Below are 12,657 nucleotides of genomic sequence, written 5' to 3'. Positions count from 1 at the left end.
CCTAACCTTTTGCTGCAGCCCAGCCCCAAGCTTTGGGAATCTCCGCTAGTTGATCAACGATCGTATAGTCCCATTCCTTAGCCATACATCTTGGGCAATCGATTGCCTGTTGATCGACGCCAAGCAAGCTGATCTTTCTCGGTGGATCGGTCGGATCAAAATAAAGATTCGACAACTCTTCATCTTGCAGACAATATGCGTCGCAGCAGGTGGTTTGGCAGAGAACATAATGCGAATTGGAACATCCGCCTCTACTTCTCGACTCAAAGCTAAGCTTATCGATGATCGCCATCAGCCGAGCCACTCATTACTTCTTTTCGATCAGCCAAATGTTGCGGTAACGAACCGGATTGCCGTGATTCTGCAGATAGATCGGTCCAGGTTCCGGACCGGGCTTCACCGGCGCAGCAGTGGTGCCCCGGTCTGTGGGAAGCTCGACATCTTTGTGAATGACGACTCCGTTCAGCTCAACCGTGATCTTGGCCGGGGCCGTAACTTTGCCCGATTCGTCGTACTTGGCGGCCGTGTAATCGATGTCGTACGTTTGCCAGGCGAGGGGCGGAAAGCACATGTTCAAGTCGCAGTCCTTCACGGAGTAGAGCCCGCCACATTCGTTCATCTTGCCGGCCAGGCCAAACGAATCGAGCATCTGCACTTCGTAGCGGCCCTGCATGTAGACGCCACTATTGCCGCGAGCCTGGCCTCGATCTTCGGGCTGATAAGGAGTGCGGAACTCGACGTGCAACTTGTAGCTGCCGAACTTCTGTTTGCTGGTCGAACCTTGCGACAGGTTGCCGTCTTCGCTGACCTTGCCACCCTCGAACGCGTCGGCACTCTTGCCATCGAACAGCACCACGGCGCCCATCGGCGGCTTGGCACCCAGCGTCGGGCTGCTGCGGTTCACCTTGCTGAGCTTGCCGAGTTCTTTGTCGGCCGCTTTGATCGTCAACGTGCCGTCCTTGATGTGGGCCGTCGCGCCGTCTTGTTCGAACACCAGCACGCCATCCTTGATTTCGCCATCGGCTTCGACTTTGTCCTTCTTGTTCCAGCCGTCGCCAGGCAAACCACCGGGATAACCGACCGCGTGGAACTTACCCTTCCCTAGCGCAATCACTTGCACGCCGATCGTGAGTTCGTTCCCCTCTTCCTTGACGGTGCCGGCGTATTCACCCTGATAGGCGAAGTCAGCGTCCGTTTTATCGGGGTCGGTGTAAGTCGGTCCAGCAAGGGCCAGAGTTTGAAGGAGCAGACCGCCGAGCAAAGCGGCAAAAGAGGCAAAGCGAGACATACGCAAAAATCTCCCGGAGCAGGTTAGAAGTCAAAGTCGTTCCGCGCTCATTGTGAGCGGCTTCCATCGCGGTCGCAAGTCGCCGCTCGTTGGTAGATTGAGCGGCGGAGGTGCAGCAGTTAGACTTCGGAGCTTGTTCCATCGGTCAATTCCCGTCACTTTGAGGTCTTTCGCATGAATTCCGCCCCTTTCGCCGCGCGCATGGCAACGGTTCTGTCCGCGCTCCTAGTTGGCTTCGTCAGTTCTCATTTGGCAGCTGAAGAAAGTGAGAAGGTGACCGTGAAGGCTGGCGATCGCATCGTGTTTTTGGGGGATTCGATCACTGCTGGCGGCGTCCGCCCGGATGGCTACGTCACGCTGATTAAGCAGGAACTGGCCAAGCAACAACTCGACCCGGCCGTCGAGATCTTTGGTGCGGGGATCAGCGGCAACAAAGTGCCCGACCTGCAAAAGCGACTCGAGCGCGATGTGCTCAGCAAGAAGCCGACGATTGTCTTTATTTACATCGGTATCAACGACGTCTGGCACTCGGAAAGTGGTCGCGGCACCTCGAAGGAAAACTTCGAAGCTGGCCTGAAGGACATCATTCAGCGGATTCGCGATGCCGGGGCGAAGGTTGTGCTGTGTACCGCCTCGGTCATTGGCGAGAAGCACGATGGGAGCAACAAGCTCGACAAGATGCTCGACGAATACTGCGACGTCAGCCGGGCAGTTGCCCAGGAAACCAAAGTGCAGATGCTTGACCTGCGCAAGGTCTTTCTCGAACACTCCAAGGCCAACAACTCAGGCAACAAAGAGGCTGGCATTTTGACCAGCGACCGCGTTCACCTGAATGCCGCGGGGAATCAATTCGTTGCTCATCAAATGCTGGGAGCTCTCGGCGTGCAAGTTCAAAAAACGGGTCTATTGCGTCACGTGGTGTTGTTCAAGTTCAAGTCGGACGTGACCAAGGAACAAGTGCAGGAAGTGGTCGACGCCTTTGGCCAGTTGCCGAAGAAAATCGCGGAAATTAAGGGTTACGAAGCGGGCACCGATGTCAGCGTCGAGGGGAAGTCGGAAGGCTTTACGCATGGCTTCGTCGTGACGTTTGCCGACGAAAAAGGGCGTGACGTTTATTTGCCTCACCCGGCCCATGGGGAATTCGTCAAGCTCGTTGGCCCGCGCATCGACAAGGTGCTCGTGTTCGATTACTGGACGAAGGACTAAGTATCACCCGGGCTCAAATAGGCCGCAAAATATCGTCGTCAGTTGCTTGACAAGTAGTCACTAAGTAACCATAAATAGATCGTCTGTTTTGGCAAACTGGTGGAAGGTTTACGCCTGCGCGATGGGAAACCTTCGCGCAGGCCAATGGTCGTTTCTTGCTGTTGCTGGCAATTTCGCAATCGCGGCAGAATTTGCCGCAGAGTTACATCGGCGGGGTTTATCAACAAAGAGGATGATTTCAGGATTGCAAAGTTGGTCGCAATTCGTTGCCGCGGAAAGACTTAACTATGAGTCTCGCAAAAGGGGGGTGTTGATAAACTCACGGCTGATGGAGGCAACCTGTCGACTGGAATTTCCGGGTTAGCGCATGCAGACCGTTTTCATTTATGAGTTTCTCACGGCGGGAGGCTGTTGGTCGATCAACAGCGAGCCGCCAGCCGGTTCGCTGCTGGCCGAAGGGGGGGCGATGCGCGACGCGCTTGCGGAGGACTTTGCGGCCATGGGCGAAGTCGCGGTTGTTCAGCTAATGCACGACGCGCGGCTGACGCCTCCCAATTTGCCAAAACAGCAGTTGATTCCGGTCCACTCAACTGCCGACGAGCGAGCGCGGTTTCGGCAATTGGTTCAGGAAGCATCAGCCACGGTGATTATTGCACCTGAATTCTCTGGTCTGCTTCTCGACCGCGTGCAAGTCGCCGAGGCAGCGGGGGGGCGATTGATTTCGCCGGGCAGTGAACTGGTCGAACTGGCTAGCGACAAGCAGCGGACTTCTGATCATCTGGCGCGGCGCGGCGTGGCCGTACCGCTCGGCAGCTCTTTCGCAGGAATGCCAGAAGTGTTCGATTCGTCCTTATTTCCCGCCGTGATTAAGCCCCTTGATGGCGCGGGTTCAAGGCACGTGCGACGCGTTAATTCGCCGGACGAACTGCAGCTGGTGGACTGGAATGAGTCGCCTCGTTGGCGAGTTGAAAAGTTCGTCCCCGGCCTGCCGGTGAGTGCCGCCGTGATTGGCGGTCCGCAAGGATGCACCTGCCTTCCTCCCTGCGAGCAAATTCTCAGTCAAGATGGCCGCTTTGCTTACTTGGGTGGGCGGACCCCGCTGCCGCTTCGACTGGCCAAGCGCGCGACAGCGCTCGCTGTTGCAGCGGCCCACTCGCTGCCCAATTTGCGCGGTTACGTGGGCATCGACATGGTGTTAGGTTCCGCAGAGAATGGTGCGGGAGATGTGGTGATCGAGATCAATCCTCGACTGACCACTTCTTACATTGCCTTGCGACGAGCCGGCAAGCAGAATCTGGCGCAGGCCATGTGGCAGGCCGCTGCTGGCGAGTCGTTCCGCCTGTCATTCAGCCCGCAGAGCTTCGAATTCACGGCCGATGGTACGATTCGCGATTCAGCTGTCTCTTTCCCGTCCGATTGATTCCTTCGTTGTTGTCCCAGTTAGCAAATCCTCATGAGTGCCAAATACCTTGCCTTGGACATCGGCGGCGCGAACATTAAAGTCGCGAATGGCCAGAAGTACGCCGAGTCTTATAGCTTCGCCCTGTGGCGCGATCCGAACGCCCTGACGCAGCAAGTGCGCACGATCATCAGCGAGGCTCCTCCCAGCGATCATCTGGTGGTGACCATGACGGGCGAATTGGCTGACTGCTTTACCTCGAAAGCAGAAGGGGTGAAGTTCATTCTGAAGTCGGTCGCAGCTGGCTCCGACAATCGTCACACGCGGGTCTACCGTGTCGATGGAAAAATGGTCAGCACGCAAGTTGCCTATGCGGATCCACTCCTCGTCGCCGCGGCCAATTGGCATGCGCTCGCCAGTTACGCCGCAAGGTTTGCGGGCAAGAATCCGGCTTTGTTGATCGACGTTGGTTCCACGACTGTCGATGTCATTCCCTTGCGCAACGGACTTCCTGCGGCAACTGGCAAGACAGATACGGAACGCTTGCGAAGTGGAGAGTTGGTTTATACCGGTGTGGAGCGCAGCCCTGCTTGCGCGGTGGCCTGCACGGTGAAATACCGGGGAGAGAGCTGCCCGCTAGTGCAGGAAGTCTTTGCCACGATGCGCGATGCGTACATCGTGCTGGAGAAGTTGCCAGAGGATTCGCTGGCCGTAGATACTGCCGACCATCGACCGGCAACCAAAGCAAATTCACGCTTAAGGCTGGCACGAATGATTGCTGCTGACCACGAGAATTTCAATCACAAGGACGCCGTGGTCATGGCAAACAATCTGGCCGAAGCACAAACGGCTCACTTGCGCGAAGCCATCGAGCGCGTGATTAAAAAAATGCCGGAGCCGCCGGTAAAGATTATTCTCTCCGGACACGGCGAGTTTCTTGCAGCGGCAGCGTTAGAGGGAACTCCCTACGCAACGTTTGCGAGGACTTTACTGCATAAGGAAATTGGTGCCGACAACAGCCGCTGTGCACCAGCTTACGCGCTGGCAGTTCTCTCGCGCGAAGCTGCCCAGCAATGAGCCGGTCGCCGATTCGCGTAGTGAAGGTCGGCGGCAGTTTGTTCGATCTGCCCGACTTGGGCCGACGGCTCAGAGCTTGGTTGGCAGCACAAACGCCGGCGACGAATGTGCTGATTGCTGGTGGCGGCGAACTGGCCGATGTGATTCGCAACTGGAATCAGCGATTTGCGCTCGGTGAAGAACGCTCTCATTGGCTCTGCATCGAACTACTGAGCACCACCGCCAAAGTTCTTAGTGAGGTGTTGGTCGAATGTCGGTGGATTGATTTGTTTGCCGATTTGAGGACGTGTTTGGATGATGCGACTAGCATGGCCGATTTGCCAGTGGTCTTCGATTTGCAACAGTTCTTGTATGATGTTGAACCGACTACACAACCAGAATCACTGCCCCATCATTGGGGCGTGACGACCGATTCCATCGCTGCCCGATTGGCCGAAGTTGTGCTTGCGGACGAACTCGTGCTGTTGAAATCTTTACTGCCGCCAGCTGATGCCAAGGACTTTGCCGCACTGGCGGCGGCCGGCTATGTCGACGACTATTTCCCGCACATTGCCTCGCGAGTGAAGTGTGTGCGATATGAGACGCTCTTGGAGCTCGACTAACAATGCCACCTAGCCGAAGCTGCTGACGAGCGTTTTCAGTCGGCGTCGATAGGCGAAGAACTCAACTTCGAGGCTATGGCGCGGCGAGCGGTCGTAGCGAATGCCGCCGCCGAGGTCATCGTGCCCGCGCGACTTCAGCTGGCGGAACCAGTCGGCCTTTTGGGGATTACTTTCTTGTGCGCGCACGAACTTTGCCATCAGCCGGCTTTGCCAATCAACGAGCGGCCAGATGGAGCCATTGGGCTGAATCAAGCCGGCGACGAACAGACGATCGTGCTGCGGATGAAACGCATTCAAGAAGAGCCGCGGTGAGCCGTCGTCCGCCATCAGCAGCGAAGGGTCGAGAAACGGAAACGTCGTTTTATACCCAGTAGCGCAGAGGATGACATCGATATCTTCTTCCCGCCCATCGACAAATCGCACGCGATTGCCCGTGATGTTCTCGATCGCTGGCCGCACTTGCACATGACCATGGCCAACGGCGTACAAGAGTTGTGAGTTGACGATCGGGTGCGTTTCGAACAGCCGATGATCGGGCTTGGGGAGCCCATAGCGTTCGGGCCTTCCCACCGCAATCTTCACGAACCACGCGGTAATCTGTTGCTGCAGCCAAATAGGAACTCGCCAGCGATCGAACAATTCACCGCCAGCATCGAGGGGGCCACCAAACAAGAACTTCGGCAGAAAATGATAGCCGCGGCGCAGGCTGAGCAACGAAGTGCTGCCGTGCTGAGCAGCCTCAACGGCCAAATCGCAGCCTGAATTGCCACCCCCAATCACGAGCACTCTTTGGCCGCGAATCTGCTCCGGCGTCTTGTAGTCGCGGGCGTGAAGTACCTGCCCGCTGAAGTTGCCGGGCAGATCGGGCCAAAGTGGATCGTGATGATGACCGCTCGCGATCACCACGCCGGCATACGTCCGCACTTCACCGTTCTCTAGCGTCACTTGCCAATGTTCGCCGCTGCCATTCTGAACAGCCAATTCGATGCGGCGCACTTCGGTCTGAAAGCGCGTTACATGGTAGAGTCCGAAGTGACGCGCGTAGTCGCGTAAGTAGGTCAGCACCTGCCGATGGTGCGGATAGGGCGGGTAGTCCTTGGGCATGGGGAAATCGGCCAACTGCGACATTCGCTTCGACGAGATCATGTGCGTCGAATGACACACGCTGCTGGCGGGGCGGCCAAAGTACCAGTTGCCGCCGACATCATCTTCGCGCTCGAGTAACTCGACCTGCAGGCCGAGTTGGCTAAAGTTCTTGGCGGTCGCCAGTCCCGCAGGACCGGCGCCGATGATGGCAAACGTATCGGACATCGCGCGAGCAACTTTGCAGCGTTACGGCGAAACGCCATGTTGTTTGAACCAGGCTTGCAGCCGATTCCAGCCGTCGTCCGCTTCGGTTTTGCGGTACGACGGCCGATAGTCCGCGTGAAAACCATGCGGCGTCTTCGGATAGAGAACGATCTCCGAAGGCTGCTTTGTTTCTTTGAGCGCGGCTTGCATCATTTCGACAGTGTCGTTGGGAATGCCCATATCTTCGGCACCATACAGACCAAGAACGGGAGCTTTCAACGAGGTGACCAGATCGAGCGGGTGCTTGGGATGCAGGTCATCAACAGCGCTTGTCAGCCTGCCATACCAGGCTACGCCCGCTTTCACGTCCTTGCTATGTGCCGCATAAAGCCACACAATTCGTCCGCCCCAACAGAAACCGGTGACGGCGAGCTTGCTCGTATCACCCTTGCCAGACTTCTTGGCCCAAGCGACCGTTGCATCCAGATCGCTCATCACTTGGGAATCGGGAACTGTAGCGACAATCTTCAAAATCTCCGGAAACTCGGTCAGTTTCGAAACATCGCCCTGCCGCGCATACAACTCCGGGGCCACTGCCAGATAACCGAGTTTGGCGAAGCGGCGGCAGATGTCTTTGATGTGCTCGTGTACGCCAAAAATCTCCTGCACGACGAGAACGACCGGGAACTTGTCTCCCTTGGCTGGCATCGCGCGATACGCGGGCATTTCGCCATCGGCTGTCGTGATCTTCACTTCGCCCGCTTCTAGGCCGTCTGTATCAGTGGTGACCGTTTCCGCCGTGACCGGCTGAACCGCGAGTGCGAAGCCGGTGGCGAGTGAGGTAACGACAAAGCCGCGGCGGGTGAATTCGGACCTCGGAAGCAGGCTAAGTAACTCTTCGTGCATGAAGCCAATCCTCTAAGAAATGCCGGACAAACAATCCAAAAACTCTAGGCTGAAAAGGCTTGCCGAGTGCGCGCGACAAGTTCATTGTCGTTCGCCTTCGACCCCCGCAAATTGTAAACGCTGGTCGCCAGGAAGCGATCCCGCCATTCGGGCGACAAATGGCGATAGTCTTCGAGCACCGCACTGCTAAATTTGTAATCGTGTGAGTCGCGACCCTTTAGAAACACCAGCAGCCGCGCGCGGCGAATGAACTCGTCCGCGTTTTCTTCCGTTTTTGCATAGGCCAGCGTCGCGCGGGCCGCGGCATCGCGGTTGCCACTTACATCGGCGAAGATTTCGTCGAGCGACACGCTCGCTTTGTCGGCGGGTTCCAGTTTGAGAACTTCTGCGTCCGAGACTTTGCCCCGCTTCTCCATCGCGTCGCGAAACATCGTCAGAAAGGCTGCGTTTTGCAAGAGGAGCAATCGTCGCGTTTCGTCCTGCTGCACGTTCTGATAGGCATAGTGAATCGCATTGCTGGTTGTGAGTGTATGCAGGCCGACTATGCCCGGCTGGCGCATGAGCAACTCGCCACCACCCACCAGCATGCCGTCCCAGATCGATTGCGGCGCGACACCTTGATTAAGCATCTGCACGACGGCTTCGCATGCATCGGCTGCGGAGGAAGTGCGGAGCGTAACAAGCAGCTCTTTCGTTGCACCTGCGTCAACTTTGCCGTCTTGCCAATCGTTGCGAATCGCCTTGATCCGCTTTTGATTTTCCTTGTACGGTCGATCCGCGGCATAATCGTTGTTCGCCGGGTTGTCTTCTCCCTGATGGTTCAGAATCGCGTAGGCGAGTGACCGAATCACCGGCTCGGCATGCTGCCAACCCATGACCTGCAACGCTCGGAATGCGTTGGCGACATAGATGATTTTATGGCCAATCGCACGGAAGTCCCGCGCGCCGTAGCGGCAGAGAAGCTCGAAGATGTCGCCAGCGCTAGCGGTTCGAGCAAGGATCGCAGCGGCCACGTCAGCTTGCTCTGCGTCCCATTTTTCCAGGGCGTGGGTCAATTGCTCGCGAGCTTCGTGCGGAGCGGGAAGTTTGCCGGTCGCGACGGCTGGCATCGTCCAATTGCCTTCGCTGACATCCTTGGCCTGCGATTCTTTGAAGGCATCGAGCGCCCAGAAAATCGGGAGCCAGCGATCTTCGTCGGCCGAGGCGAGGCTCGCCAAATGCGCTGAATTGACGACGAGGACAGCATGGAACTTGAAGCCGACCGAAGGTCGCGGCTGCACGTTGCGGATGCCAGCGAGTTGCAGGGCCGTGACGACCTGTTGATAGTTGAGCTTTCCCTTGCGAATGCGGCCGGCGACTTCTTCGAGCAGCTTGTCGCGCTGGGTATTTTCGAGAAGTTGAACGGTGGGCTCGATGTCGGCAGTGAATACGACCGATTTGGGATCGGGTTTTGTTTCCTCAGCAGTAACAGCAGGTACCTGATTCAGCCAACTCGCCCCCAGCACACCGAGCGAACCGGCAGCGGACGTTGATTGCAGAAAGCGGCGACGAGAGAAGGAATCGCGCATGAGAGAGGCTCCATTAACTGGCTGATGAGAAAAGTCGCGGCAATCCCTGCACGCCCGATGAATTCAGTTTAGGGCGTGCAGCACGTGCCGACAATCAGCGTGCAGGCGGCGGAGCTTAGCGCTCGCGGCCACCTTGGTGCCAAACCTTGAGAATCACACTATCGGAATCGGTGCCAGGCATTGGGTATTGCGCGCCGACCTTCAGTTCCAATTCCCGCAGCAGACCGCGTCGTTTGGCTTCAGCTTGCTCTTCTGTCCACTTGGGGCCTTTGATTAAGAGCAAACGGCCGATGAGCGACCAATGGGGACGGAACCAGGTCAGAAGCTGCCACAACGGCCCCACCGCACGAGCGGTTAAAGCGTCGTAACGCGTGTCGTCCAGAATGCTCTCGGTTCGGCAAGCAAATACCGTCACTGGCAGCTTGAGCTGCTTCACCATGTCTTCGAGCACGCGGGCCTTCTTGCCCGTGGTCTCACTCAGGGTGATTTCCAGATCGGGGCGCATGATCGCCAGCGTGATCCCCGGCACACCGCCGCCACTGCCGACGTCCAAGATTTCTTCCTTCGGATGAATCAACGTGGCCAACTGCAGCGTATCGACCAGGTCGCGGTTGACGAACTTCTCGTAGGTCGTGTGCCGCGTGAGATTGATCTTCTCATTCCAGTCCCAAAGCAACCGACAGTATTGCTCAAGTAGCTTGAACTGGTCGGGCTGAACCTGAATCTGATGCCGGTCCAGAGCCGCCACGAGTGTGTCGTTGGGATAGAGATCAACTGCCGGTTCCTTGGCAGGCGCAGGGTCAAGAGCGACTTCATCCACGGGAGAAGTTTCGGAACTGGATTCTTCGGGCGATTTCTCGTCAGTCACTCGGGCGTTTTCTGGGGAAAGAGCTATCGGGCACAGCGTTGGAATTGCAGTCATCAATATGACGTGCAAAACGTCGATCCGTAAGGGCTACTTCGCGGCCGGCACTGGAGCTGGATCAAGCAGGTCGGGCAAGCTATTGTTGTTGCGATCGAGCGGCAGGGGATCTTCGCGATCTTCCCGGCCGTCGCCGTCGGCATCGTGACCAGGTTGTAGAAAGCCATCGGGCAGCGGAGCGTCTTCGATCCGCCCCCGAATCGCCAGCCAAACATGTTGGACGAGTTCAGCACGGGTAAGCGGCAAACCTCCTCGCGCTGAAAGGCCGCCACTCGGATTCATGCCAAGCGCAGCCATCCAGCTATGCAGGGTTTTCCAGTCAGCGGTCTGATTGGGTGCGAAGGGCTCGGCAGCATTCAATTTGGCGCCCCAGGCACGCAGGCTTTCGATGTTGGCAGCACGCGAATCGGACTTGGGAACATCGGGGAAGCTGGTAGTTTCGGCCGCGGCCCAATCAGGAGCTTTCGCGAGCAACCGCCGGGCACGAGTTAGTGCCACGGCTAAGTCCGCGCGGGAGACCGGCGCAAACGGAGCAAAATCAACATCATCCTCAACTCGATAAACGCCCAGCACCGCGAGCATGTTAGCGGCCTCGAAATGCAGGTCGTCGGCACGCAAGTCTTGGTAGGGCCAGAGCAGCACGCCTGGCTTCCCTTCAACTCCGCGGACCAGCGCCAATTGCAGGGCGCGAATCTGCTTGGGGTCTGCAGCGAGAGCCCGAGGTTGAATCTCCTCGCGCAAGCAGTGCGCCGCGACCGTGCCCGCTGCCTGACCACTGAGCATCATTTGTCCGTGCAGGCGAACTGCTGAACTAACAATGCTGGAAACTCCCAGATTCTTCGATGCCCCGAGCAGGCCATTTATTTCGACTGGAATCAGCGAACGAAGCGGAAAACAAGCGCGGTCGGTGTGAGTCGACCAGTTTCGATTTGCCGTATGAACGTTGACCCAAGGCTGACTGCGATCATCCTTCAGGAAGACCCGGCGCGTGGGATGAAAGTCGATGTTGAACTGAAAAGCGAAGACGCTGTCAGCGGCCATGTGTCGCGCCCAACGGGGTTCGTCTCGCTGCATCCGCAGGTCACCTTCCCGCAGCATGTACAACGACTCCAGCCGCAGTCCTTCTCGCACGTAGGGCTTCGGCGGCAAATGGTCGGGGGTGCCAAAGTCACTCACCAGCTCCAGTCGCCGAAAATCAATCTGTTTGGGATCGAGCTTCTTTTGCACCGCAGTCTGCAGGTGATAGAGCATGCCTAGCGCATGCAGCTTGGCATCGTCAAACACGATCTGCCGCTGCGCGTACGTCATATCGACGATGTTCTTGAGCGATGCTCCTTTCTCGGTGGCTTCGAGGTGATCGACGACGCGCTGGGGGTAGTCATACAGCGGGTAATCTTGCGTTGGCCAATTCACCAGGATTGTTTCTTTGTTCTCGCCCAGTTGCAGATGCTTGGCGTCGACAAGTCGGCGATGGGTATAAATGCTGACTTGCGCGGAATAAACGCCTTCGGGATACGACGTGGCAACGAACGCTGGCACGTCCATCTGCTGCGCTTTTGGCGGCCAACCAAGTTGCTTGAAGTCGGCTGTGGTGGCGTTCGAGGTGCCCAGGTAGGTACGCTCGTCGTAGCCTGCGGGCTGATCGATGGTAGCATCGCGGCTCGTTTCTCTCAGCACCAGACAATAGCTGATGGGGTTCATCTCATTGCGATCGATGCCGAGCGGACCATCCGGTGCGTTGGGCTCGTCAAAGCGCGAGCGAAGATCGGGGCCGGCAGCATACTTCGCTCCCGAGAGGCGAATGACATCGCCCCAATCGGTGGCGTCGATCGTCAGCCTGGCTTGCACTTCACAGCCCGAAGACTGCCCGTCGCGGCTCTCAAAGACAACGCGGCGAATGGCACCCTTTTCGAGTTGCACCGCAGTGGGCCGCAGCGAGCGGCGAATTTCGATCTGCCCGCTGTTGGCTTCGTTGTACGGATTGATCCAGTCTTCGAAAATGCGCGCCGCACCAGCGGGCTCGATCGTCTCTGACGAGCAAAAGCCGTTGCCGGGGCGAATGAACCCAAAACGCTTGCCGTTCCAGGCGTGGACGCGGTCGATAATTTCGCTGAAGGTACCACTACGCGGAAACTCGACCCGTTTTGCTTTGTAGGTCGTCCATTCATCGATTGCCCCGACCCCTTCAGCGCAAAACTGGCCGCCCAGCATGTCAATGTCGCTCACCAGCACAATTCGCCGCACGCCACAGCGGGCTGCTTGTACTGCAGCCGCGACACCCGCCTCGGTGCCACCAACGACGAGCAAATCGGCTTCGAGAACTTCATTGGCCACGCCAGCACGAGTAACGAACAGTGCCAAACAACAGACAATCAGCGAGCGGAACATGAGAGGCTTTC

At 57.5% G+C, this 12,657-nt stretch carries 11 protein-coding genes; 4 read left to right on the top strand and 7 right to left on the bottom strand.

Annotation, left to right across the window (positions count from 1 at the left end):
• Window position 1: 1 nt before the first annotated feature.
• Window positions 2-292: a hypothetical protein gene (locus ETAA8_RS17025; RefSeq protein WP_145090749.1), complete on the bottom strand. Its 291-nt coding sequence runs from the start codon at window positions 290-292 to the stop codon at window positions 2-4.
• 15 nt (window positions 293-307) lie between these two features.
• Window positions 308-1,288 (bottom strand): 3-keto-disaccharide hydrolase, encoded by a 981-nt coding sequence (locus tag ETAA8_RS17020; protein ID WP_145090746.1) that lies wholly within the window; start codon window positions 1,286-1,288, stop codon window positions 308-310.
• Between the two features lie 174 nt (window positions 1,289-1,462).
• Here ETAA8_RS17020 and ETAA8_RS17015 point away from each other — a divergent pair, with 174 nt between their 5' ends.
• From ETAA8_RS17015 to ETAA8_RS17000, 4 genes are all read left to right on the top strand, one after another.
• Entirely contained in the window at window positions 1,463-2,494 is a 1,032-nt protein-coding gene (locus ETAA8_RS17015; protein WP_202921036.1) for a DUF459 domain-containing protein, read from the top strand.
• A gap of 367 nt (window positions 2,495-2,861) precedes the next feature.
• Window positions 2,862-3,914: an ATP-grasp domain-containing protein gene (locus ETAA8_RS17010; protein WP_145090743.1), complete on the top strand. Its 1,053-nt coding sequence runs from the start codon at window positions 2,862-2,864 to the stop codon at window positions 3,912-3,914.
• Between the two features lie 33 nt (window positions 3,915-3,947).
• Entirely contained in the window at window positions 3,948-4,970 is a 1,023-nt protein-coding gene (locus tag ETAA8_RS17005) for a hydantoinase/oxoprolinase family protein (RefSeq protein WP_145090740.1), read from the top strand.
• Window positions 4,967-5,572, top strand: coding sequence for an amino acid kinase family protein (locus ETAA8_RS17000; RefSeq protein WP_145090738.1), 606 nt, complete (start codon window positions 4,967-4,969; stop codon window positions 5,570-5,572). The genes ETAA8_RS17005 and ETAA8_RS17000 overlap by 4 nt, the downstream gene beginning before the upstream one ends.
• A gap of 9 nt (window positions 5,573-5,581) precedes the next feature.
• Here the strand turns inward: ETAA8_RS17000 and ETAA8_RS16995 are convergent, their stop codons facing one another.
• The 5 genes from ETAA8_RS16995 to ETAA8_RS16975 form a co-directional block, all read right to left on the bottom strand.
• On the bottom strand, window positions 5,582-6,883 hold the full coding sequence (locus ETAA8_RS16995; RefSeq protein WP_145090735.1) for a flavin-containing monooxygenase: 1,302 nt from the start codon (window positions 6,881-6,883) through the stop codon (window positions 5,582-5,584).
• A gap of 21 nt (window positions 6,884-6,904) precedes the next feature.
• On the bottom strand, window positions 6,905-7,768 hold the full coding sequence (locus tag ETAA8_RS16990) for a dienelactone hydrolase family protein (protein ID WP_145090732.1): 864 nt from the start codon (window positions 7,766-7,768) through the stop codon (window positions 6,905-6,907).
• Between the two features lie 44 nt (window positions 7,769-7,812).
• Window positions 7,813-9,336 (bottom strand): twin-arginine translocation signal domain-containing protein, encoded by a 1,524-nt coding sequence (locus ETAA8_RS16985; RefSeq protein WP_145090729.1) that lies wholly within the window; start codon window positions 9,334-9,336, stop codon window positions 7,813-7,815.
• Between the two features lie 115 nt (window positions 9,337-9,451).
• On the bottom strand, window positions 9,452-10,204 hold the full coding sequence (gene rsmG / locus ETAA8_RS16980) for a 16S rRNA (guanine(527)-N(7))-methyltransferase RsmG (protein WP_202921035.1): 753 nt from the start codon (window positions 10,202-10,204) through the stop codon (window positions 9,452-9,454).
• An 87-nt stretch (window positions 10,205-10,291) separates the two neighbouring features.
• Entirely contained in the window at window positions 10,292-12,646 is a 2,355-nt protein-coding gene (locus tag ETAA8_RS16975) for an FAD-dependent oxidoreductase (protein WP_145090723.1), read from the bottom strand.
• Window positions 12,647-12,657 lie beyond the last annotated feature (11 nt).

This window comes from Anatilimnocola aggregata (assembly GCF_007747655.1).
GTDB lineage: Bacteria > Planctomycetota > Planctomycetia > Pirellulales > Pirellulaceae > Anatilimnocola > Anatilimnocola aggregata.
This window is presented reverse-complemented; position numbering and strand designations above follow the sequence as displayed.

What these genes read in the sequence shown, in the direction of transcription:
- ETAA8_RS17005 (WP_145090740.1), top strand. Translation starts at nt 3,948, where the DNA reads ATGAGTGCCAAATACCTTGCCTTGGACATCGGCGGCGCGAACATTAAA.
- ETAA8_RS17020 (WP_145090746.1), bottom strand. Translation starts at nt 1,288, where the DNA reads ATGTCTCGCTTTGCCTCTTTTGCCGCTTTGCTCGGCGGTCTGCTCCTT.
- ETAA8_RS17025 (WP_145090749.1), bottom strand. Translation starts at nt 292, where the DNA reads ATGGCGATCATCGATAAGCTTAGCTTTGAGTCGAGAAGTAGAGGCGGA.
- ETAA8_RS16995 (WP_145090735.1), bottom strand. Translation starts at nt 6,883, where the DNA reads ATGTCCGATACGTTTGCCATCATCGGCGCCGGTCCTGCGGGACTGGCG.
- ETAA8_RS16985 (WP_145090729.1), bottom strand. Translation starts at nt 9,336, where the DNA reads ATGCGCGATTCCTTCTCTCGTCGCCGCTTTCTGCAATCAACGTCCGCT.
- ETAA8_RS17015 (WP_202921036.1), top strand. Translation starts at nt 1,463, where the DNA reads ATGAATTCCGCCCCTTTCGCCGCGCGCATGGCAACGGTTCTGTCCGCG.
- ETAA8_RS16990 (WP_145090732.1), bottom strand. Translation starts at nt 7,768, where the DNA reads ATGCACGAAGAGTTACTTAGCCTGCTTCCGAGGTCCGAATTCACCCGC.
- ETAA8_RS17000 (WP_145090738.1), top strand. Translation starts at nt 4,967, where the DNA reads ATGAGCCGGTCGCCGATTCGCGTAGTGAAGGTCGGCGGCAGTTTGTTC.
- ETAA8_RS17010 (WP_145090743.1), top strand. Translation starts at nt 2,862, where the DNA reads ATGCAGACCGTTTTCATTTATGAGTTTCTCACGGCGGGAGGCTGTTGG.
- ETAA8_RS16975 (WP_145090723.1), bottom strand. Translation starts at nt 12,646, where the DNA reads ATGTTCCGCTCGCTGATTGTCTGTTGTTTGGCACTGTTCGTTACTCGT.